This window comes from Microbacterium maritypicum, from assembly GCF_041529975.1.
Taxonomy (GTDB): Bacteria; Actinomycetota; Actinomycetes; order Actinomycetales; family Microbacteriaceae; genus Microbacterium.
Map to the genome: position 1 here is coordinate 1,086,137 of NZ_CP168030.1, position 22,710 is coordinate 1,108,846.

General features: G+C 68.8%; 17 protein-coding genes. 8 read left to right on the forward strand and 9 right to left on the reverse strand.

Features of this window, described 5'->3' with window-relative positions:
* The first annotated feature begins 47 nt into the window (after nucleotides 1–47).
* The 7 genes from purN to ACCO44_RS05270 all read left to right on the forward strand — a co-directional run bounded on the left by purN (nucleotide 48) and on the right by ACCO44_RS05270 (nucleotide 9,514).
* A complete protein-coding gene (gene purN, locus ACCO44_RS05240; RefSeq protein ID WP_029262299.1) occupies nucleotides 48–635 on the forward strand; it encodes a phosphoribosylglycinamide formyltransferase in 588 nt (195 codons plus the stop codon).
* A 34-nt stretch (nucleotides 636–669) separates the two neighbouring features.
* Nucleotides 670–2,277, forward strand: coding sequence for a bifunctional phosphoribosylaminoimidazolecarboxamide formyltransferase/IMP cyclohydrolase (purH, locus tag ACCO44_RS05245; RefSeq protein WP_029262300.1), 1,608 nt, complete (start codon nucleotides 670–672; stop codon nucleotides 2,275–2,277).
* A 181-nt stretch (nucleotides 2,278–2,458) separates the two neighbouring features.
* Nucleotides 2,459–3,979, forward strand: coding sequence for a DNA-3-methyladenine glycosylase 2 family protein (locus tag ACCO44_RS05250; RefSeq protein ID WP_036303540.1), 1,521 nt, complete (start codon nucleotides 2,459–2,461; stop codon nucleotides 3,977–3,979).
* A complete protein-coding gene (locus tag ACCO44_RS05255; protein ID WP_372468752.1) occupies nucleotides 3,976–4,473 on the forward strand; it encodes a methylated-DNA--[protein]-cysteine S-methyltransferase in 498 nt (165 codons plus the stop codon). Before ACCO44_RS05250 ends, ACCO44_RS05255 begins: the two co-directional genes overlap by 4 nt.
* Before the next feature lie 361 nt (nucleotides 4,474–4,834).
* Nucleotides 4,835–6,766, forward strand: a complete 1,932-nt coding sequence (locus ACCO44_RS05260) for an ABC transporter ATP-binding protein (protein WP_372468754.1) — start codon at nucleotides 4,835–4,837, stop codon at nucleotides 6,764–6,766.
* Entirely contained in the window at nucleotides 6,763–8,577 is a 1,815-nt protein-coding gene (locus ACCO44_RS05265) for an ABC transporter ATP-binding protein (RefSeq protein ID WP_029262304.1), read from the forward strand. The genes ACCO44_RS05260 and ACCO44_RS05265 overlap by 4 nt, the downstream gene beginning before the upstream one ends.
* A 121-nt stretch (nucleotides 8,578–8,698) precedes the next feature.
* Entirely contained in the window at nucleotides 8,699–9,514 is an 816-nt protein-coding gene (locus ACCO44_RS05270) for a hypothetical protein (protein WP_372468756.1), read from the forward strand.
* Nucleotides 9,515–9,542: 28 nt separating this feature from the next.
* Here the strand turns inward: ACCO44_RS05270 and ACCO44_RS05275 are convergent, their stop codons facing one another.
* From ACCO44_RS05275 to ACCO44_RS05305, 7 genes are all read right to left on the reverse strand, one after another.
* A complete protein-coding gene (locus ACCO44_RS05275; protein ID WP_372468758.1) occupies nucleotides 9,543–10,982 on the reverse strand; it encodes a GH1 family beta-glucosidase in 1,440 nt (479 codons plus the stop codon).
* Nucleotides 10,979–13,213, reverse strand: a complete 2,235-nt coding sequence (yicI, locus tag ACCO44_RS05280; RefSeq protein ID WP_372468760.1) for an alpha-xylosidase — start codon at nucleotides 13,211–13,213, stop codon at nucleotides 10,979–10,981. The genes ACCO44_RS05275 and yicI overlap by 4 nt, the downstream gene beginning before the upstream one ends.
* Nucleotides 13,213–14,100, reverse strand: coding sequence for a carbohydrate ABC transporter permease (locus ACCO44_RS05285; RefSeq protein WP_372468761.1), 888 nt, complete (start codon nucleotides 14,098–14,100; stop codon nucleotides 13,213–13,215). The genes yicI and ACCO44_RS05285 overlap by 1 nt, the downstream gene beginning before the upstream one ends.
* Nucleotides 14,100–15,065, reverse strand: a complete 966-nt coding sequence (locus ACCO44_RS05290; protein WP_091034730.1) for a carbohydrate ABC transporter permease — start codon at nucleotides 15,063–15,065, stop codon at nucleotides 14,100–14,102. Before ACCO44_RS05290 ends, ACCO44_RS05285 begins: the two co-directional genes overlap by 1 nt.
* Before the next feature lie 58 nt (nucleotides 15,066–15,123).
* The gene (locus ACCO44_RS05295) at nucleotides 15,124–16,431 is read right to left on the reverse strand and encodes an ABC transporter substrate-binding protein (RefSeq protein ID WP_372468763.1); all 1,308 of its coding nucleotides are present in this window, start codon (nucleotides 16,429–16,431) and stop codon (nucleotides 15,124–15,126) included.
* 128 nt (nucleotides 16,432–16,559) lie between these two features.
* The gene (locus ACCO44_RS05300) at nucleotides 16,560–17,573 is read right to left on the reverse strand and encodes a LacI family DNA-binding transcriptional regulator (protein ID WP_372468764.1); all 1,014 of its coding nucleotides are present in this window, start codon (nucleotides 17,571–17,573) and stop codon (nucleotides 16,560–16,562) included.
* A gap of 205 nt (nucleotides 17,574–17,778) precedes the next feature.
* Complete coding sequence (locus ACCO44_RS05305) at nucleotides 17,779–18,237, reverse strand: GNAT family N-acetyltransferase (RefSeq protein ID WP_029262312.1); 459 nt, start codon at nucleotides 18,235–18,237, stop codon at nucleotides 17,779–17,781.
* 176 nt (nucleotides 18,238–18,413) lie between these two features.
* Here ACCO44_RS05305 and ACCO44_RS05310 point away from each other — a divergent pair, with 176 nt between their 5' ends.
* Nucleotides 18,414–20,633, forward strand: a complete 2,220-nt coding sequence (locus ACCO44_RS05310) for an NADP-dependent isocitrate dehydrogenase (protein WP_372468765.1) — start codon at nucleotides 18,414–18,416, stop codon at nucleotides 20,631–20,633.
* 63 nt (nucleotides 20,634–20,696) lie between these two features.
* Here ACCO44_RS05310 and ACCO44_RS05315 read toward each other — a convergent pair whose 3' ends face one another.
* Together ACCO44_RS05315 and ACCO44_RS05320 are read right to left on the reverse strand one after the other, a co-directional pair.
* Nucleotides 20,697–22,187: a L,D-transpeptidase family protein gene (locus tag ACCO44_RS05315; RefSeq protein WP_231481818.1), complete on the reverse strand. Its 1,491-nt coding sequence runs from the start codon at nucleotides 22,185–22,187 to the stop codon at nucleotides 20,697–20,699.
* A 104-nt stretch (nucleotides 22,188–22,291) separates the two neighbouring features.
* Nucleotides 22,292–22,696: a RidA family protein gene (locus ACCO44_RS05320; RefSeq protein WP_029262315.1), complete on the reverse strand. Its 405-nt coding sequence runs from the start codon at nucleotides 22,694–22,696 to the stop codon at nucleotides 22,292–22,294.
* Between the last annotated feature and the right edge of the window lie 14 nt (nucleotides 22,697–22,710).

A 22,710-nucleotide genomic window follows, 5' to 3' on the forward strand; every position in this document is an offset into this window, starting at 1 on the left:
CCGGACACCGGGCGGGAGCAGTATGCACACCCCGGTAGACTGGGCGCGTGCTCACGGTCGCCGTTCTCATCTCGGGCACCGGCTCGAACCTTCGCGCCCTCCTCGAGGCCGCTCGTCATCCCGATTTTCCCGCCAGGGTGATCGTCGTGGGTGCCGACCGCGAAGCCGACGGGCTGGCCCACGCCGAGGAGTTCGGCATCCCCAGTTTCACCGTGCCGTGGCACGAGCACGAGAGCCGTGAGGCCTGGGGGGAAGAGCTCGGCCGTCAGCTCGCCGTCTGGAACCCCGATCTCGTCGTCCTCTCCGGACTCATGCGTCTGCTGCCGCCGTCGCTCGTCGCGCAGTACTCCCCGCGCCTCATCAACACGCACCCCGCCTACCTGCCGGAGTTCCCCGGAGCGCACGGCGTCCGCGATGCGCTCGCCGCGGGCGTCAGCGAGACCGGCGCCAGCGTGATCGTCGTCGACGACGGCGTCGACTCCGGACCGATCCTCGCCCAGGAGCGCGTGCCCGTCCTCGACGGCGACACCGAGCATAGCCTGCACGAGCGCATCAAGCCCGTCGAACGCCGACTGCTCATCGACGTCGTCCGCGGCATCGCCACTGGCGAGCTCACCCTCACGCCTTCTTCCTGACCCCCACCCGACGCCCCCGCACGAAGGAGCCATCATGGCCGGCCCCCGCCACGACCCCACGCTCTACCGCGATCGCGACACCGTGCCGATCCGGCGCGCGCTCGTCTCCGTGAGCGACAAGACCGACCTGTTGGTGCTCGCCGCAGCCCTCGCCGATGCCGGCGTGGAGATCGTCTCGACCGGGTCGACCGCCGCGACGATCCGCGACGCCGGCTTCACCGTGACCGATGTGGCCGCCGTCACCGGCGTCGCCGAGATGCTCGACGGTCGGGTGAAGACCCTGCACCCGAAGGTGCACGGAGGTCTGCTGGCAGACCTGCGCCTCGAGGAGCACGAGCGTCAGCTCGAGGAGCTCGATATCGCGCCGTTCGAGCTCGTCGTGGTGAACCTGTACCCGTTCGTCGAGACCGTCGCCTCGGGCGCGGTCGGCGACGACGTGGTCGAGCAGATCGACATCGGCGGCCCCGCCATGGTGCGCGCCGCGGCCAAGAACCACGCCAACGTCGCGATCGTCGTGTCGCCGCAGTCCTACCCCGCGATCGTCGAGGCCGTGGCCGCCGGCGGCACCTCCGTCGCGCAGCGCCGCGAACTCGCGGCCCGCGCATTCGCGCACACCGCCGCCTACGACACCGCGGTGGCGCAGTGGTTCGCCGAGGGCACGCTCACCGAGCCCGGCGACCTGCCCGCACACCTGACGATCCAGGCCGAGCGCCTCGCGACCCTCCGCTACGGCGAGAACTCGCACCAGCGCGGCGCGATCTACACGCGCGCCGGCGGTCACGGCATCGCCCAGGCCACGCAGCTGCAGGGCAAGGAGATGTCCTACAACAACTACGTCGACGCGGATGCCGCGCTGCGGGCCGCGTACGACATGGTCAAGCCGGCCGTCGCGATCATCAAGCACGCCAACCCGTGCGGCATCGCCACGACCGCCCCGAATGCCCTCGACCCGATCGCCAGCGCCCACCTGCGCGCGCACGAGTGCGACCCGGTCTCCGCCTACGGGGGAGTGATCGCCGCGAACGGCACGGTCACCCTGAAGATGGCCGAGAACCTCAAGGACATCTTCACCGAGGTCATCGTCGCGCCCTCGTTCGAGCCCGCCGCCCTCGAGGTGTTCAAGGCGAAGAAGAACCTGCGACTGCTGCAGCTCCCGCAGGACTGGCAGCAGGAGCGCATGGACGTGCGCCTGGTCTCGGGTGGACTGCTGCTGCAGGACGCCGACCGCTTCCCCGACGACATCGGCTCCGTCGCCAAGAACTGGGAGCTCGTGTCGGGCGAGCGTCCGAGCGACGAGGAGATGGAGAACCTCATCTTCGCGTGGAAGGCCTGCCGCGCCGTCAAGTCGAACGCCATTGTCCTCGCGAAGGACAACGCCACGGTCGGCGTCGGCATGGGCCAGGTCAACCGCGTCGACTCGTGCCGCCTCGCGGTCGAGCGCGCCGGCGACCGCGCGGCCGGTTCGGTCGCCTCGTCGGATGCCTTCTTCCCGTTCGCCGACGGCGCCCAGGTGCTGATCGACGCCGGTGTCACCGCGATCGTGCAGCCCGGCGGATCGGTGCGCGACGAGGAGGTCGTGGACGCGGCTCGCAAGGCCGGCGTCACGATGTTCTTCACCGGAGAGCGTCACTTCTTCCACTGAGCGGCCGGCGTCCGCGCCGACGCCCCCGCTTCTCGCCGAGACCCCGGCCTGCCCACGTGTGCAGGTCGGGGTCTCGGCGTTGTGACGGGGCTTCGTGTCAGCTCGGGGGTTCGGTCTTGAGGCGCACAGCGATGTCCGATTTCCGCCAGTCGAGGTCGGTGGTGCGTGGCAGGGTGGAGGCATGAGCTTCCCCGTGATCGACTTCGACGAGCGCTACCGTGCCATCAGCGCGCGCGACACCCGCTTCGACGGGCAGTTCGTGACGGCCGTGCGCTCGACCGGGATCTACTGCCGTCCGAGCTGCCCTGCTCGCACACCCAAACGGCAGAACGTGACGTTCTATCCGACGAGCGCGGCCGCACACGAAGCCGGATACCGCGCGTGCAAGCGCTGCCTGCCCGAGGCGGCCCCCGGGTCTCCGGCGTGGGACATCCGCGGCGACGTCGCGGCCAGGGCCATGCGCCTCATCTCCGACGGCGTCGTCGAGCGCGAGGGGGTGCCGGGGCTCGCCGCGCGTCTCGGGTATTCCAGCCGGCACCTCACCCGTCTGCTGACGACCGAACTCGGTGCCGGGCCCCTCGCCCTCGCCAGGGCGCATCGTGCGCACACGGCGCGGATGCTGCTCGTCGGCACCGACATGCCGATCTCCGATGTGGCGTTCTCGGCCGGCTTCGCCAGCATCCGCCAGTGCAACGACACGATCCGCGAGGTCTTCGGCCTCGCCCCCGGCGAGCTCAGGGCGCGTCGACGTCTGCCGGCGTCCGCGGTTCCCGGCGCCATCGACCTCGTCCTGCCGTACCGCGGTCCGCTCGACGCGAGCGGCATCTTCACCTGGATGGCGGCACGCGCCGTACCCGGGGTCGAAGAAACCACAGCGTCGTCTTTCTCCCGGCATCTGCGGATGGCCGGCGGTCCCGCCTGGTTCGAGGTGAGTCAGGATGCGTCGGAACGCCTGCACCTGCGGGCTCGAGTCGCGCGCCTCGGCGATCTGGCGCCGCTGGTGGCTACCGTGCGCCGCATCTTCGACCTCGACGCCGATCCGCTGGCGATCGACGAAGCGCTCTCCGCGCACCCCGAGCTCGCCCCGCTCGTCGCCCGCACGCCCGGCATGCGGGTTCCCGGCTCCGCCGACCCGCACGAGATGCTGATCCGCGCCATGGTCGGGCAGCAGATCACGGTGGTCGCCGCCCGCACGGCCCTCATCGCGCTCACCGAGGCGCTGGGGGAGCGCACCGCGCAGGGGCTGCTCTTCCCCACGATGCCCGCGATCGCCGAGCACGGCGCCGAGGTGCTCCGCGGACCCGCCGCCCGTATCCGTGCGATCACGGGTGCCGCCGCGGCCCTCGCCGACGGCTCGTTGACGCTCACGGTCGGTGACGACGGTATCGAGCAGCGCGAAGCTCTCCTCGCGATGCCGGGGATCGGCCCCTGGACGGCCGACTACGTGCGCATGCGTGTGCTCGGCGACCCCGACATCCTGCTCCCCGGCGACGTCGCGCTGCGGGCAGGAGCCGCGGCCTCCGGACTCCCGGGAGAGGCGCGACCGCTCACCGCCTGGGCGGAACGCACCGCCCCCTGGCGCAGCTACCTGAGCGCGCATCTCTGGCGCGCCGCCCCGGTGCGACCGGCAGGGCCCCGGCGCGCGGCATCCACCGCCCGCGCTGCCACCACAGCTGACACGACATCGAAGGAGACCTCATGACCGCTCTCATCCAGACCATCGAGACCCCGGACGGGGCCTTCACGATCCTCGCCGACGAGCGCCAGCGGGTGCTGTCGTCGGGGTGGACCTCCGACGTCGAGGCGATCCTTGAGCGACTGTCTCCGGCGAACCGCCCCGAGGAGCTCCGCGAGGCGGAGACAGACGCTGGGGACGCCGCACTGGCCTTCTACGCGGGCGACCTGTCCGCGATCGACACGGTCACGGTGAAGCAGTCGGGCACCGTGCTGCAGCTCGCCGGATGGTCGGCGCTGCGGGCGATCGAACCCGGCGCCCCGCTCACCTACACCGGCTTCGCGGCGCGGCTCGGCAACCCGAACGCCGTGCGCGCGGCTGCCTCGATCTGCGCGCGGAACGCCCCGGCGCTGTTCGTGCCGTGCCACCGCGTGCTGCGCACCGACGGCAGCCTCGGCGGCTTCGCCTGGGGGCTGGACGTGAAGGAGAGCCTGCTCGCGCGCGAGGGCATCGCCGCCTGAACGCCCTCTCCTCGCCGCGCTGCCCACCCCCGGCGGCGCGGCGTCGGCGTGCCGGAAGGCGGGCTGATCACGGATTGCCGCGAAAGACGCCGAACAAATCGGGAATGCGTCTTGTGTTCAGCTGGTTCACAGCAATAGGCTGGTGGGCTGTCGCGCCGACCGGACGACACAGCCGAGCCCTGAGGAGGACACCATGACCACGATCGCCACCGCGCGGATCGCAGCTCTCGGCTCGACCCCGGCGCGCCCGCTCTCCTAGAGCCACTCCGCCCCTTCTGCACCGGATGCCGGACTCTGTGAGTCCGCTCTCGCATCCGTCCCCTTCCGCAACCGCATTCCATACGAAACTCGTCTGAGAGACATGTCTTCCTCGCCTTCCGCGCAGAATCCCTCGCCTTCGTCCACCCTTTCCACTCCGGCCGCACTGTGGCGGCTGAAGCCGTTCGTGAAGCCCGTCATCTGGCGGCTCGCCGGCGGTGCTGCCAGCGCGCTCATCGCGGCCATCATCGCCCTGATGATCCCGATCGTCCTCGAGCAGATCATCAGCGGACCGGTCCGCTCCGGTAACTTCACCGCGATCGTCTGGGGTGCCCTCGCCGTCTTCGCGCTGGGCCTCGGCGAGGCGCTGATGGTCTGGCTGCGTCGTCAGTTCGTGCTCAACCCCTCGACCGAGGTCGAGTACAAGATGCGCACCGAGCTGTATTCGCGCCTGCAGACGCTGCCGGTGTCCTTCCACGACAGGTGGGGCTCCGGTCAGCTGCTCAGCCGCATGATGCAGGACATCGGCCTCATCCGCCGCTGGCTGGCCTTCGGGCTCGTGCTGCTCGTCGTCAACGTGCTCACCATCATCATCGGATCGGTGCTGCTGTTCCGCTGGCACTGGCTGCTCGGCACGATCTTCCTGGTCACGGCGATCCCGCTGTGGATCCGCGGCTACCTCTTCGAGAAGCGCTACGGCGCGCTCACCCGCCGCAGCCAGGACCAGGCCGGCGACCTCGCGACCAGCGTCGAGGAGAGCGTGCACGGCATCCGCGTGCTCAAGGCTTTCGGCCGCGGCAAGCACGCGCTCAGCCGCTTCAGCCGCCAGGCCGAGACGCTGCGCGAGACCGAGATGAGCAAGGCCGGTGCGATCGCGTCGATCTGGTTCTGGCTCGACATGATGCCGCAGATCGCGTTCGGCCTCAGCCTGATGTCGGGCATCTGGCTGATCTCGCAGGGGCAGATCGACGAGGCGCAGCTGTTCGCGTTCTTCGCGATGGCCGTGGTGCTCCGCTGGCCGATCGAGTCGATCGGCTTCCTGTTCTCGTTCATGCTCGACGCCCGCACGGCGACGGACCGCGTGTTCGACATCTTCTCCGAGACCAACACCATCACGGACCCGGAGAACCCCGTGCACATCGAGAACCCGCGCGGCGAGCTCGCGTTCGTGAACGCCCACTTCCGGTATCAGGACGCCGGTGCGAACGAGCGCGATCTGCTCGACGGCATCGATCTGGTCCTCCGCCCCGGCGAGACCATGGCGCTGGTCGGTCTCACCGGCAGCGGCAAGACCACGCTCACGACGCTGCCCACCCGCCTGTATGACGTGACGGGCGGCAAGGTCACGCTCGACGGCGTCGACGTGCGCGATCTTCCGCTGTCCGAACTGCGTCAGCACATCGCGATGGCGTTCGAAGACGCGACGCTGTTCTCGGCGACCGTGCGCGAGAACGTGTTGCTCGGCCGTGCCGACCTCGACGTGCACAGCGAAGAGGGGGAGCGCGTGCTCCGGGAAGCGCTCGACGTCGCGCAGGCGTCGTTCGTGGACTCGCTGCCCGACGGCGTCGAGACCGTGATCGGCGAGGAGGGGCTCAGCCTCTCCGGTGGGCAGCGTCAGCGGCTCGCCCTCGCCCGCGCGGTGGCGGCGGCGCCGAAGGTGCTCGTGCTCGACGACCCGCTCTCGGCGCTCGACGTCGACACCGAGGCGCTCGTCGAAGAGGCACTGCGGCATGTTCTCGCCGAGACGACGGCTCTGATCGTGGCGCACCGTCCCTCGACCGTCGCGCTCGCCGACCGCGTCGCGCTGCTCGAAGCCGGCCGCGTGACCGCGGTGGGCACCCACTCCGAGCTGCTGAAGACGAGCCGGCACTACCGCCACGTGATCTCCAGCCTGGAGGCCGAGGAGGCGGCGCGGACCGGGGCGATCCCGATCATCCGCGACGAACAGCTCGAGGTCGAAGACGAGGTCCGTGAGGGCCGCAGAGCCGAGGCCGCCGACGAAGACCCGATCACCGAGAAGGAGGTGCAGCGATGAGCTCCGCCATCACCGGAACCCAGGACGAGGATCGTTCCGAGTACACCCGCGAGGAGAGCAGGGAGATCCGTCGTCGGTCTCTCCGGCTGCTCGGATCGCTGGTGCGCCCGCTGAAGCCGCAGATCGTGCTGGCCGCCGCGGTACTGATCATCTCGACCGCTCTGCAGGTCGCCGGTCCCATCCTGATCAGCATCGGCCTCGACCGTGCGCTGCCTGCAGCCATCGACCAGGCCGACTGGATGCCGACCTTCATGATCGGCGGCATCTACTTGGCCGCCGGCATCCTGGCCGCCGTGATGATCGCCTGGTACGTCATCATCGCCGCCAAGCTGACGCAGGCCGTGCTGCTCGATCTGCGCAAGCGGATCTTCCTGCACACCCAGCGCCTGAGCCTGGAGTTCCACGAGTCGTACACGTCGGGTCGCATCATCTCGCGCCAGACGAGTGACCTCGATTCCATCAAGGAGCTCCTCGACGGAGGTCTGAACGAGCTCGTCTCGGGCGTGCTCTTCGGACTCTTCACCTTCATCGCCCTGTGCTTCTGGGACTGGCAGTCCGGCCTGATCCTCGCGATCGGCGGCGTCCCGCTGTTCTTCCTGATGAAGTGGTTCTACTCGCGCTCGCAGCTGGTCTATCGCGAGTCGCGTGTGATCAGCGCGAAGGTGATCGTCCAGTTCGTCGAGACGATGACCGGAATCCGCGCCGTCAAGGCGTTCCGCAAGGAGCCCCGCAACGACAAGGCGTTCCAGGAGATCGCGGGAGAGTACCGCGATGTGAACCGCCGCTCGATGCTGCTGTTCGGCACGTTCGAGCCCGGTCTCATGGGCGTCGCCGCGCTGGTGCTCGGCATCGTCGTGCTGTGGGGCGGCATCCGCGTGTCCGAGGGCGCGCTCACCGTGGGTGTGCTGCTGTCGGCGGTCCTCTACGTGCGCAACTTCTTCGCTCCGATGCAGGAGATCGCGATGTTCCTGAACTCCTACCAGTCGGCCACGGCCGCGCTGGAGAAGGTGTCGGGCGTGCTCGAAGAGGTGCCGACCGTTCCGGATCCCGAGAAGCCGGTCGACCTGTGGGAATCCCGCGGCCACATCCGGTTCGACGAGGTGACCTTCGGCTACAACGGCGAGAAGACGATCCTCCCGAACTTCTCGCTCGACATCCCCGCCGGTGAGACGATCGCCCTGGTGGGCACGACCGGTGCGGGCAAGTCCACGCTGGCCAAGCTCATCTCGCGGTTCTACGACCCCTCCCAGGGGCGGGTCACTCTCGACGACGTCGACCTCCGCTCGCTGCACCCGAAGGACCTTCGCCGCGCGATCGTCATGGTCACGCAGGAGGCCTACCTGTTCAGTGGCACCGTCGCGGACAACATCGCCCTCGGCAAGCCGGATGCGTCGCTCGACGAGATCAGGGCCGCCGCGCGTGCGGTGGGAGCGGACGAGTTCATCTCGTCGCTGCCCGACGGCTACGGCACCGACGTGAACAAGCGCGGTGGACGGGTCTCGGCCGGTCAGCGCCAGCTCATCTCGTTCGCCAGGGCGTTCCTCGCGGACCCCGCGGTGCTGATCCTCGACGAGGCCACGGCATCGCTCGACATCCCGTCGGAGCGGTTGATCCAGGATGCGCTGCAGACCCTGCTCAAGGACCGCACCGCGATCATCATCGCGCACCGCTTGTCGACGGTCGCGATCGCGGACCGGGTGCTGGTGATGGAGCACGGGCAGATCATCGAGGACGACACTCCGGCCGCGCTCATCGGCGGTACCGGCAAGTTCGCCCAGCTGCATGCGGCTTGGCAGGAGACACTGGTCTGATGATGCCGATCACCTCAGCTCTGCGGGCGCGGGACCTCCCCGTGCTCGCAGAGGTGGGGACCGGCTTCGGGAGCGCGGCACGGGGGATCCGTCCGTCGCCGCGCCTGGGTAGCATCGAATCATGGACCCCTTGCTGTTCGCCGCCGAGTGGTGGTGGATCGCGCCGACCGCCGTCGCTGCGGGAACGGCCGGTGCGATCGGTCTGCGTCGCAGGAGCAGCACGATGAGCGGGCGTCGGCTCGAGGTCGATGCGGCGCGCCACGACCTCAGGACGGCGCAGCGGATCGCGTCCGAGCGACGCATCGCCCTGAAGATCGCCCGTGCCGATCTGGCTCGCGTGACCGCGGAGCGCGCAGCGCAACGCGCGACAGCGGAACAGGTGGCCGGAGCGCGGCGCATGCTCAAGGAACGGGAGCGCGACGCCAAGGCGGCCTCGGCCGACGTGCGTGCCCGTCAGGTGCGTCTGAACGCCGCACGCGCGGCGATTCCGGGGTCCTCCGAGCCCGGCCCCGTGGAACGGCTGCATGCCACGCACGACGCCGTGACGGTCCGGTGGATGCGGTACGAGACCGACCCCGCGCTCCAGATCGCCTATCCCGCGATGACCGATGTCAAGCTCCCCGCCACGGCGGCGTACCTGCGGGCAGCCGGACACGCGGCCGAGATGCGGCGCGCGGTCTCCGGCAAGACCACACCCGCCGACTTCGCGGCCTACCGAGACGCGGTCGCCGAGCTCGAGCGCGCCTTCGAGGCCGCCGAGCACGCGGCGAGGGTCCAGGCCGGCGAGGCCCCGCCGAACGCGGCGTGGCAGGACGCGGCCCAGGACATGCTCAGCCGTTCCGCCGAGGCGATCGACCGTGCTGCCGGTGCGGCGGCATCCGCCATCGCCGCCTGGACCAACCGGAAGAAGCCCGGCAAGCCGGACGACCGCCCCTGACGGCCGCCCGGCGAAGCGCGTCAGGCGGTCAGCCCTCCACGGTGCGGGTGCGGATGAGTTCCCGGTACCAGAGGCCGGAGTCCTTCACTGTGCGTGCGAGGTCGTCGAAGTCGACCCGCACGATGCCGAACCGCTTGGCGTAGCCGTATCCCCACTCGAAGTTGTCGAGCAGCGACCACACGAAATACCCGCGCAGGTCCACACCGCGCTCGATCGCCCGGTGTGCGGCGGTGAAGTGCCGGCGCAGGTAGTCGGTGCGCTCGACATCATGCACCGCACCGTCCTCGGTCACCTCGTCTTCGAACGCGGCGCCGTTCTCGGTGACCATGAGCGCCTGCTCGGGGAACTGCTCGGAGAGTGACACCAGCAGCTCCTCCAGTCCCTCCGGAGCGATGTTCCAGCCCATGGCGGTGTAGGGACCGGGCTGCTCGACGAACTCGACCAGCTGGTCGCTGCCGGGCCAGGCCGTTCCGCCCGCGGCACCCTTGTGGCCGTCGTTCTGCTGCTTCGGCGAGACGCCGTCCCAGAGGCGCACGGTCGCGGTCGAGTAGTAGTTCACTCCGAGCACGTCGATCGGCTGGGCGATCGTGGCGAGGTCGCCCTCCTGCACGAAGTTCCAGTCGGTGACCGATGCGGTGTCCTCGAGGAGATCGGCCGGGTATTCGCCGCGCAGGATCGGTCCGGTGAACGCGCGGTTGGCGAGGGCGTCGATCCTGCGCATCGCCTCCGCGGCGCCGTCTCCCTGTCCGCGGAGCACGTGGAAGTTCAGGGTGACCGAGTAGTCCGGGTCGCCGGTGGAGGTCGCGCGAAGCGCCTGCACCGCGCGACCGTGGGCGAGGTTCAGGTGGTGCACGGCAGACAGCGCCGACGCCGGTTCGTGGCGGCCCGGCGCGTGACCGCCCTGGCCGTAGCCGAGGTAGGCCGAGCACCACGGCTCGTTCAGTGTCGTCCAGGTGTGCACGCGGTCGCCGAGTGCCGTGCCCATGATCTCGGCATAGCGCTCGAAGGCGTCGGTCGTCGCCCGCGACGTCCAGCCACCGGCATCCTCGAGGTACTGCGGGAGGTCCCAGTGGTAGAGCGTCGCCACCGGCCGGATTCCGCGTTCGAGCAGCCCGTCGACCAGGCGCGAGTAGAAGTCGATCCCGGCCTGATTCACCGCGCCCGATGCGGTGGGGACGATGCGCGGCCAGGCGATCGAGAACCGGTAGGCCTCGAGCCCGAGGTCGGACATCAGATCGAGGTCCTCGTCCACACGGTGGTAGTGATCGCACGCGACGTCGCCGGTGTCGCCGTTCCAGACCCGACCCGGTGTCTTGCTGAAGGTGTCCCAGATCGAGGGGGTGCGCCCGTCCTCGGCCGCGGCTCCCTCGATCTGATAGGAGGCGGTGGCCGACCCGAACGTGAAGTCCTCGGGGAACACGAGTCCGGAGCCGCGGTAGTCGTCGCGGGGCGTGAGCAGGCTGGTCATGCGGTGATCTCCTCGAGGTCGACGGTGTAGTCCTCGGCGCGCCCATCGGGGTCCGTCACGGTGACCGTGGTGCTGCCGGCGCCGCCGGGGAAGACCCGGAGCCGCAGTCCGTCATGGTAGTCGTAGTCGGGGCGGTCGACCCGGGCGCCCCAGGGGAGCGCCGTGCCCGGCCGTACGTACAGCGGCAGCGAGTCGAACCCGTGCTTCTCGCGCCGCCAGCCGCCGCCCGTGACGGTCTCGCCCGTCAGCAACGAGGTCCACTCGCCGGCGGGGAGGTAGAACTCGACCTCTCCGTCTTCGGTGAACACCGGGGCGACGAGCAGGTCGGAGCCCAGCATGTACTGCCGGTCGAGGTAGGCGGTCGCCGGATCCTCGGGGAACTCCAGCACCATCGGCCGCATCAGCGGCACCCCCGTCGCCGCGGCATCCAGCCCCTGCTGGTACAGGTACGGCATCAGGCGCATCTTGAGGTGCGTGAACTGCCGCGTCACCTCCACGGCCTCCTCGTCGAACGCCCACGGCACCCGGTACGAGCTCGAGCCGTGGAAGCGCGAGTGCGACCCCAGCAGCCCGAATGCCGTCCAGCGCTTGAAGACACCGGCATCCGGCATGCCTTCGAACCCGCCGATGTCGTGGCTCCAGAACGCGAACCCCGAGAGCGCGAGCGACAGGCCTCCGCGCAGCGTCTCGGCCATCGACGTGTAGGTCGACGTGGAGTCGCCGCCCCAGTGCACCGGCATGGTCTGGCCGCCGGCGGTCGCTGACCGGGCGAACAGCACCGCGTCGCCAGCGCCGCGCGTCTCGGTGAGCACGTCGAACACCGCGCGGTTGTACAGGTCGGTGTAGAGGTTGTGCATGCGCTCGGGGTCTGCGCCGTCGGCCCACACCACATCCGTGGGGATGCGCTCGCCGAAGTCGGTCTTGAAGCAGTCGACGCCCTGCGCGACGAGGCCCCGCAGCTTCGACTGGTACCAGGCGGTGGCGTCGGGGTTCGTGAAATCGACGAGTCCCATACCGGCCTGCCAGAGGTCCCACTGCCACACCGAGCCGTCGGCGCGCTTCACCAGGAATCCCTGATCGGCGGCTTCCCGGAACAGGGGGGAGCGCTGGGCGATGTAGGGGTTGATCCACACGCAGACCCGCAGATCCTTGTCGTGCAGGCGTCCGAGCATCCCCTCGGGGTCGGGGAAGACCCGCGGATCCCACTCGAAGTCGCACCACTGGAACTCGCGCATCCAGAAGCAGTCGAAGTGGAAGACCGACACCGGCAGCTCGCGCGCGGACATCTCGTCGATGAAGGAGTTCACGGTCTGCTCGTCGTAGTCGGTCGTGAAGCTGGTCGACAGCCACAGCCCGTAGGACCAGGCGGGGACGACGGGCGGGCGACCGGTGAGAGCCGTGTAGCGACCGAGCACGTCCTTCGGAGTCGGACCCGCGATCACGAAGTACTCGAGCACCTCGCCGGACACCGAGAACTGCACGCGCTCCACGGATTCCGAGCCGATCTCGTAGGAGACGTGGCCCGGGTCGTTCACGAGCACGCCGTAGCCGCGGTCCGAGAGGTGGAACGGGACGTTCTTGTAGGCCTGCTCGCTGGAGGTGCCGCCGTCCGCGTTCCAGATCTCCACGGTCTGGCCGTTCTTGACCAGCGGTCCGAAGCGCTCGCCGAGTCCGTAGACGTGCTCTCCGACGCCGAGGTCGAGCTGCTCGTGGACGTAGGCGGATGCGCGGGGAGCTGCGCCGCCCTGCCGTCCGTTGCCGACGATCCCGCGATCGACCTGGGCATCGTCCGCCAGCCGCACGTAGCCCTGCGCCTTGTGGCCGCTGCCGGTCACCCGGCGTCCGTCGACCTCGAACGAGAGGTCCCACGGCTCGCCGGGGGTGATGCGCGCGACCAGGGATCCGGCGTCCAGCACACCGCCGTGGTCGCCGACGGAGATCGAGGCCGTTCCCGTTCCCGCGCCGGGCAGTGAGAAGCCTCCCTGCCGACGTCCGCCGGCGTGATGCGCGATGCGTACGCGGATGACGCCCTCCGCGGGGGAGGAGAGGGTGGTGGTGAGTACGGGCCGGTTGAGGGTGTCGCCGCGCTTCGCGATGACCATCGTGGGTGCGGTGATGACGATGCCGGTTCCGTCCGGCGTCTCGTCGGTCGCGGCGATGTCGTACGCCTCCTGCGCGTAGAGCGCCGAGACTCCGGGACGCAGCTGCCAGAACCCGTCGGTGAACTTCATTACTTGACTGCTCCTGCGGTGATGCCCCTGGTGAGGGTGCGTTGGAAGATGAGGAAGAAGATGAGCGTCGGGATGATGCCGAGCAGGGCCGAGGCGCTCGTGGTGGTGACGTCCATCAGGCGGTCGCCCTGGAGCACGCTGATGGCCACCGGGACGGTCTGATTCGCGTTCGACGCGAGGAACGTCAGCGGGATCAGGAACTCGTTCCACGTCCAGATGAAGAAGAAGATCAGCAGGACCGAGAGCGTGGGACGGCTGATCGGGAAGATCACTCGCCACAGGATCTGCCAGCGGCTCGCACCGTCGAGCGATGCGGCCTCGAGGATCTCCTTGGGGAACGTGCCGTATACGGACGAGAGCAGGTAGGTGCCGAACGCCGCCTGGATGACGGTGAACACGATGATGACCGACCACACGTTGTCGTACAGTCCGACCGATTTGAACATGTAGTACAGCGGGTAGAGCAGGGCCTCCTGCGGCAGCAGGTTCGCCATGAGGAAGAGCAGCACGATCCAGCTGCGACCGCGGATGCGTCCGATGCCGATCGCGAACGCGTTGAGCATCGAGATGACGACCGCGAGCACCGACACGATGCCGGCGATGAAGATCGAGTTCCACACCTTCTCCGGGAAGTTCACCCGCTCCCAGAACTTGACGATGCCGCCGAAGTCGAGGGTCTCGGGGAGGGCGAGGGGACCGGAGGTGGCGTAGTCGACGGGCGACTTGAAGGAGTTCACGAGCACCAGGTAGAAGGGGGCGATGACGAGCAGCGCGCCGACGATGACGAGCGCGAGCAGGAGCCAGTCGATCGGGCGCTTCTTGGTCATGCCGCCGCGCGGGCGCGCCTTGACGGGCTTTCCGGTGACGATGGCGGTGGTGGCGTGCATCACAGACCCGCCCTTTCCTTGCGCTCGAGGGAGTTCTGGACGCGGATGAAGATGATCGACACGATCACGACCACGATGGTGAGCACCGTCGCGATCGTGGCGCCGTAGCCGACGTTCCGTTTCGTGAAGAACTCCTGGTAGGCGTAGTAGGCGGGCACCAGGGTGGCACCGGCAGGGCCGCCGCGGGTGATGATGTAGACCGGTCCGAAGACCTTGAGCGCCGCGATCGTGCAGGTCAGGGTGACGACGAAGATCTCGGGGCGGATGATGCTCATCGTGATCGCCGAGAACCGCTGGAACCAGTTCGCGCCGTCGAGCTCGGCGGCCTCGTACAGCTCGGGGTCCACGCGCTGGAGCGCGGCCATGAAGACGACGACGGGGTAGCCGAGCTGCACCCACACCATGACGACCATCAGCACGATGAGCGCCGACGGCATCTGGCCTAGCCAGTCGTAGGCGGGCAGCCCGAACCATCCGAGCATCTGGTTGAGGGCGCCGTCGCCGCCGGGGCGCACGATCCAGCCGATCACGATGCCGGCGACGGCGATCGGGAGGATCTGCGGCAGGTAGTAGGTGGCGCGGAGGAAGCTGCCGACCTTGCCGCCGAACTTGCGTCCGACGACGTCGAACAGGAGGGCTGCGACGATGAGGCCGACGATCGTGGGCACCACGACCATCGCGATGATCATCCATACCGAGTTCGTGAACGACGTCCAGAAGTCGTCGTCGGTGAGGATCTTCTGCCAGTTCTCGAGGCCGATGAACTCCGGTGTGCGCACCCCCTTCCACTTGGTGAAGGTCAGGTACACGTTCCAGATGAGCGGGACGATCACGACGACGAGCAGGAGCACGAAGCCAGGCAGCAGGTAGATCCAGTAAGCCCCGGTCCCACCGCGGCGCTGCGGGATCGACGGCTGTTCGGGCGGCAGCTTCGTGCGGCCCTCGCGGCGGGTGGCGAGTGACATGTTCATCTCCAGGAGGTGCGGGGGCGGCGTCCCTGTGGATGCCGCCCCCGCAGGTCGATCAACGGAAGTCGGCGGTGCCTTCGTCGTACTGCTCGCCGAGGTTCTTGTTCGTGGTCTCGACGTCCTGCACGCCGGTGACGAGGCCCTGCAGCTCCTGCACGATCACGTCGTAGAAGCCGGGCGCGGGCCAGTCCGGGTAGAACGAGAGGCCGTCGGCGTCGAGGACCCCGTTGAAGGTCTCGATGAGGGCCGCGCTCTTCTCGTCGGTGATGTCGGCGGTGTCGGCCGCGACGGGCAGTCCGCCGTTGTTGCCGATGATCGCCTGGATCTCGGGGCGCATCGTGATGTCGATGAACTCGTAGGCGAGGTCCTTGTTCGACGCGTTCTCGGGGACGACCCAGAGGTTGCCCGACGAGCCGAGCGAGAGGTCTGCTCCGGGGAACGCGGCCATCGACCAGTCGAAGCCGGTGGCCTCGGCGACGAAGCGACCGAACCACCACGAGCCCGAGACGAAGATCGGCGACGAGCCGTTGATGAACGAGACGCCGGCGTCCTCGGCCTTGACCGACGAGACGTCGGAGGCGATGTAGCCCTTGTCGACGTACTCCTTCAGGGTCTCGGTCGCCGACGTGACCTCGGAGCCCTGCCAGTCGACGGGCTCCTTGTAGAGCTGGTAGTCGTCGACGAAGCCGCGGTCGGCCTCGCGCAGCGCGAGCTGATACCAGAGCTGCCCCAGCGGGTACTCGGCTCCGGCTTCCGCGAGCGGCGTGACGCCCTGGGCGACGAAGGCGTCGAGCACGTCGACGAACTCCTCGTACGTGGTGGGAATCTCCAGCCCTGCTGCGGCGAAGGCATCCTCGTTGTAGTAGACGCCGACGAACTCGCCGTAGTTCGGAACGCCGAACCAGGTGTCACCGCCCATCACGCCGTCTTCCGAGTACTTGGCGGTGGTCTGCAGCGACGGCGCCAGCTTCTCGTCCCATCCGTACTCCTCGACCGCGTCGGAGATGTCGGCGATCAGGCCGGTGGAGGCGAGGAAGCCTGCCGTCGCGTTGCCCTTGTTGAACTCCATGAGGTCGGGCGCGGCGTCGGTGTCGAGCACCTGGCTCGCCGTCTTCTGGATCTGCTCGAAGGACTTCTCCTCGAACTCGACCTTCGCTCCGGTCTCCTTCTCGAAGATCTTGATGGACTCGGCCCAGGCCTTGCCCATCGCGCTGTCGGCGCCCTCGTAGTGCCAGAGCTTGAGGGTCTGACCGTCGCCGCCCTCTTCGCCCAAACCGGCTGTACAGCCGCTCAGCGCGATGCCGGTCGTCGTGAGCGCGGCCACCAGGGCCAGCGCCTTCGTCCTGCGGGTGCTGCGTGCCATCGTCGGCACTCCTTTCTCAATGGCCCCATGGGCCGGACACTTCACTGGGTCGGATTGTTCAGTTGTGGGCGAGGCATCGTCGAAGCGTTTCGATCGCGAACATGCCGGCGAGCGGGCGAGGAGGGTGGTCAGTCCTGGGCGGGGGAGACGGAGCCGACCGAGCGGTACTCGGGCGGGATGAGGTGGATCTCGGCGGGGGCGAGAGGGTCGTCCAGGCGGCGAACCGCCAGGTCGACCGCGAGTTCGCACGATCGCTGCGGCACGAGTGGGATCGTGTCGACGGGGACCGGCAGTGCGGCGGTGTCGAAGGATGCGGCGGCGGAGATCACCGAGACGTCGTCGCCGACCCGCAGTCCGTGTTCGGCGAGCACGGACAGCAGCACCTGGTGCACATCGTCGACGGCGTGCACGATGAACGCGCGGTCTCCGCGGGCGAGCGCGGTCTCCGTGCACGCACGCACGGCGGACGCATCCGTCACCGCCGAACCGGAGGCTGACCAGTCGAGAGTGACGTCGCGGGCGGCTGCCTGTTCCTGCGCGCCCCGGAGCAGACGGCGGGGGAAGTTCGATTTGCGGTACGAGACCTCGGTCTGACCGAGCAGGGCGATGCGTCGGTGACCCGCGTCGGCGAGACGGTCGACCGCCAGCCGACCGGCCGCTTCGAAGTCGAGGTCGACGCAGGTCAGACCCTCGCGGTCGTCGGGCAGGCCGATGAAGATGGTGGGCGTGCCGACCGAGCGGGCTATGGGGACGCGCTCGTCGTCGGGAGCGACGTCGAGCACGAGGATCGCGTCGACGAGGTTGCTCGCCGCCACGCGGTTCATCCCCTCGGACGCCTGCTCGTCGGTGAGGAGGAGGATGTCGAAGCCCTGCCGCCGTGCGGCGACCGCGGTCGCGAGCACGAAGGCCATGTGGGTGGGGGCGTGCGTGTCGGCGCGCAGCGGCTCGGTCAGGGCGAAGATGTGCGTGCGGCGACCGGCCAGCATGCGTGCGCCGGCATCGGGCTCGTAGCCGAGCGCGTGCACCGCATCCTCGATGCGCATCCGGGTCTTCTCCGACACCGGGCGCTTGCCGCTGAGTGCGTAGGAGACCGTGCTGATCGACACACCGGCGGCGCGTGCCACCTCATGGATCGTCGTCATCGGGACTCCATCGTCATCGTGCGGAAAGCAATCGTCGAAGCGCTTCGCTCACGCTTCTCCAGCGATGATAGACACGACCCGTCGCCCTGCGCAAGCCTTTTGTGGTCATGCGCAACAAATACGCTTCCGCAACCGTGGGAGCGATCCCGCGGTCTAGGGCGACGAGGTCTCGATGGGGGAGGGGATTCGAGACCCCGCCGCCGGCCTAGGACGTGACGCGGATCTCGGCGATGACCTCGCCGTAGGCGGTCTCGCCGACAGGCGTGAAGCCGACGCGGTGGAAGAAGGTCTCGGGCCCGCCCTCGCCGGCCTCGTAGATGACGTTGACGTGGTCGACGTCGCGCGCCTTGGCCTCTTCGACCAGCGCCTCGACGGCGAAGCGGCCGACGCCGCGACCCTGATCGTCGGCGTCGACGTTGATGCGCCACAGCACGGAGCGGAAATGCTCCTCCGGTGCTTCGGGATCGAAGTTCGCGCTGACGAAGCCGACGACCTCGTTGCGGTCGAGGATCACCCGCTGCCAGGAGGTCTGCGGGTTGATGACTGTGGCTGCGATCCCGTACGAGACGGGAGCGAGGAACTGCTCCTGTCCGGGCTTGAGCGACAGGTTGTTCACGGCGACGATCGTCGCAGCGGAGAGTTCGACCATGCGCAGTTCGGACATGGACCCAGGCTAACCCCTCGGGCCGGCACCGACACGTCTCGGTCGAACATTTCGTCCAGAACTGGCCGATCGTCACCACTCGCCGGACGTCGGTGAGGGGCCGGGGCAACGGGCCCGAAGCCACTCAGGTATCTTGGTATCGAGACAAATAGACCACAAGAGCGGAGAACCTCCCGGTGACCGACGAAGCCATCATCTACACCCACACAGACGAGGCGCCGGCACTGGCCACCGCCTCGTTCCTGCCGATCATCCAGGCCTACACGGGTCAGGCGGGCATCGACTTCGAGACCCGCGACATCTCGCTGGCAGGCCGCATCCTGGCCGCCTTCCCGCAGAAGCTCACGCCGGAGCAGCAGGTGGGCGACGCGCTCGCCGAGCTGGGCGGCCTGGCCACGCTCCCCGAGGCGAACATCATCAAGCTGCCGAACATCTCGGCATCGATCCCCCAGCTCAAGGGCGCCATCGCGGAACTGCAGAAGCAGGGCTACGACATCCCCGACTTCCCGGACGAGCCGTCGTCGCTCGAAGAGAAGGACGTGCGCGCGCGCTACGACCGCATCAAGGGCTCCGCCGTGAACCCGGTGCTGCGCGAGGGCAACAGCGACCGCCGTGCGCCTCTCGCCGTGAAGAACTACGCGAAGAAGCACCCGCACCGCAACAAGCCGTTCGCCGCGGGATCGAAGACGCGCGTCGCCACCCTGGGGCACGACGACTTCAAGCACAACGAGCGCTCCTGGGTCGCTGCCCACGACGACGTGCTGAGCTTCCGGCACACGGCCGAAGACGGAACGGTCACCGTGCTGAAGGAGGGCCTCAAGGTCCTGCCGCGCGAGATCATCGACGCGACCTTCCTCTCCGCCAAGGAGCTGGATGCCTTCCTCGCCGAGACGCTGAAGACAGCCGCGGCCGACGACGTGCTGTACTCGGTGCACCTCAAGGCGACCATGATGAAGGTCAGCGACCCCATCATCTTCGGCCACGTCGTGAAGGCGTTCTTCGCCGACGTGTTCGCGCAGTACGGCGACAAGCTCGCCGCGGCAGGACTCAGCGCGAACGACGGACTCGGCTCGATCCTCGCGGGGCTCGCGAACGTGGCGGGTGGCGACGAGATCGCCGCCGCCTTCGACAAGGCGATCGCCGAGGGGCCGCGCCTGTCGTACGTGAACTCGGACAAGGGCACGACGAACCTGCACGTGCCGAGCGACGTGATCGTCGACGCATCGATGCCCGCGCTCGTCCGCAACGGTGGAAAGCTCTGGGGCAAGGACGGGGAAGAGGCGGACACCCTCGCGGTGATCCCCGACTCCTCGTACGCGAGCGTCTACCAGGCCGTGATCGACGACGTGATCGCGAACGGTCCGCTCGACCCGGCGACGATCGGCACGGTCCCGAACGTGGGGCTCATGGCGCAGGCCGCCGAGGAGTACGGCAGCCACGACAAGACGTTCGAGATCGCCGCAGACGGCATCGTCCAGGTGCTCGACAGCGAGGGCACGGTGCTCATCGAGCACACCGTCGGCAGGGGCGACATCTGGCGCGCGACGCAGACCAAGCACATCCCCGTCATGGACTGGGTCAAGCTCGCGGTCACCCGTGCACGCGCGACCGGCGACCCCGCCGTGTTCTGGCTCGACGCGAACCGCTCGCACGACGCCCAGATCATCGCCAAGGTGCACCAGGGCCTCGCGACGCTCGACACCAAGGGCCTCACGATCACGATCCTCGCGCCCGAGGAAGCGACGCGCTACACGCTCGCCCGCATGCGTCACGGGCTCGACACGATCTCGGTCACCGGCAACGTGCTGCGCGACTACCTCACCGATCTGTTCCCGATCCTCGAGGTCGGCACGAGCGCCAAGATGCTCTCGATCGTGCCGCTGCTCGCGGGCGGCGGTCTCTTCGAGACCGGCGCCGGGGGCTCCGCACCGAAGCACGTGCAGCAGCTGGTCGAGGAGAACTACCTGCGGTGGGACTCCCTCGGCGAGTTCTTCGCGCTGGCCGCATCGCTCGAGCACTTCGCCGACCGCACGGGCAACGAGAAGGCCCGCGTGCTGGCCGAGACGCTGGACGCCGCGACCGGCACCTTCCTCGAGGAGGACCGCTCCCCGGGCCGCGCGCTGGGCACCATCGACAACCGCGGCAGCCACTTCTACCTGGGCCTGTACTGGGCTCAGGAGCTGGCGAAGCAGTCGAAGGACGCCGAGCTCGCAGCGGCGTTCGCCCCCATCGCCGCGACGCTCGCCGAGAACGAGGAGAGGATCGTCTCCGAGCTCAACGCGGTGCAGGGCAAGCCGGTGGAGATCGGCGGCTACTACCGTCCCGACGAGGATCTCGTCGCCGCGGTCATGCGTCCGTCCGCCACACTGAACGGCATCGTCGACGCACTGCGCTGACACACGAGAAGGGGGTGGATGCTTCGGCATCCACCCCCTTCTTCATGTCCGCGGGAGAGCGGTTCAGTAGTAGACCGAGACCTCGAGGCCGACCGGCGACCAGTCGTAGACGTACTTGGCGAGATCGATCGGGAGGTTCACGCAGCCGTGGCTCATCCGCTGGCCGAAGTTGTTGTGCCAGTAGGTGCCGTGGAAGCCGATGTTCGGCGCGAACCAGGTGATCCAGGGGACGTCTTCGGTGCAGTAGGGCGCGCCCTCGTAGCAGCCCATGTCCTGGATGGCCGTGTGCGCGAACACCTTGAAGTTGCCGGCCGGGGTCAGCGTGCCGGGCAACCCGGTCGACACCGCCCAGGACTGCACGACCTCGTTGTTCTGGAACAGGTAGGCGCGCTGCGAGCTCAGGTTGATCTCGATGCGGCGGAACAGGTTGACCGTCTCGAAAGCGGTCTCGCCCACGGTGAGCTTGTAGACCCCGTCGCCGGCGGCGAGCTGCTGAGCGAACTGCTCGGCGATGCCCGACGTGTCGCCGACGGCGCGGCCCACGACGCCCTCCTGCTCGGCCCGCAACACGGTGCCGGCGGAGTCGACGATGTTCGTGGCGTTGACCGGCGCCCGGTCGACGAGACCCGGAAGCGTGTCGACGGTGGCCTGGATGGCCTGGGCGTCGGCTTCGATGCGCAGCTGGCCGTCTTCGTCGACCACGGTCAGCCAGGTGGCTGCGACCGCGGGCTTGACCGGCACGGTGCGTTCGTCGCCGACGTAGAAGCCGATCGTCCCGAGCATCGTGTTCAGCTCGGTGGCGGTGGCGGTGGCGTCGTCGTCGGAGACGGCAGGCAGGGCCTCGGCAGGACCGCCGGGGTATTCGAGAGACGTCTTCCCCGCGGCCACCGCATCGGTGAAGGCGGCGGTGAGATCATCGACGTCGATTCCGGTGCCGGGCTCCGAGGCCGTGACGATGTACTTACCGCCGGCGGGGTCGAATGCGACACCGGCGTCCACCGGGTCTTGGAAGCTCGACGGCACGGCGCTGCGCAGCGCCGCTGAGGCCTTCTCCGTATCGAGGGCGATGTCGGCGGGAACCGGATCGCCCATCCACATGCCGAGGTTCCACAGCGGTCGGGCGGCGAAGGCGGCATCGGCGAGAGCGGTCGCATCGAGGGACGCGCCGAGGTCGGCGCCGGTCAGGACCGCGTCATCTCCGTCGCCGGTGAGCGTGACCTCGGTCTCGGCGAGATGCGTGCTGATCGCTTCGGCCGCGGCGCCCGGTGTCATCCATCCGACCGGGATTCCGGCGACGGTGGTTCCCGGGGCGATGAGTACCAGCGAGGCTGCTCCCGCGCCCAGGGCGACGACGCCGAGTCCGAGCCCGATCCAGAGGCCGAGGCGGCGCTTCTTGGGGGCCGGCTCGACGGGGGCCCACGCCAACGGCTGTTCGCCGGTGGTGGGCGGGACGGCGTCGGTGGCCGAATCCCGCGGCGTGAGTACGGCGGTGGGCGTGGCGTCGTCGCCATGCGCCTCGGCTGCTGCGCCCGGCGCAGAAATCAGATCGGTCACGAACTTCACCCCCCGGATCTCAAACGTGTCCTGAGGTCCAATGGTACGGGATGGGAGGTAACGGGGAGGCAACGGTCCGTGATATCGTCCCTCCCCGCGCCAGGTCAGTCGACGATGGCGATGCCGTCGATCTCGACGAGCATCTCCTCGCGGGGGAGACCGGTGAAGACGGTGGTGCGCGACGGGAGGACTCCGCTGAGGGTGTTCGCGGTCACGAAGGCGCCGTAGGCATCGTTCATGATCGGGAAGTCCTCGCGCTTGGTGAGGTACACGCGCAGCATCACGACGTCGTCGAACGTCGCGCCCGATGCCTCGACGATCGCCTTGACGTTCTCGAGGGTGCGAGTGGTCTGCGCGGCCACGTCGCCGGGGAAGAGGTACTCGTTCGTCTGCGGGTCGACCGGGCCCTGGCCGGACACCTGGACGAACGGGCCCTTGCGGATCCCCTGCGAGAAGGTGTGCGCGGGAGCGGGGGCGGCATCGGTGGAAACTCGGATCTTCGCGGTCATGCCGTCCAGCCTAG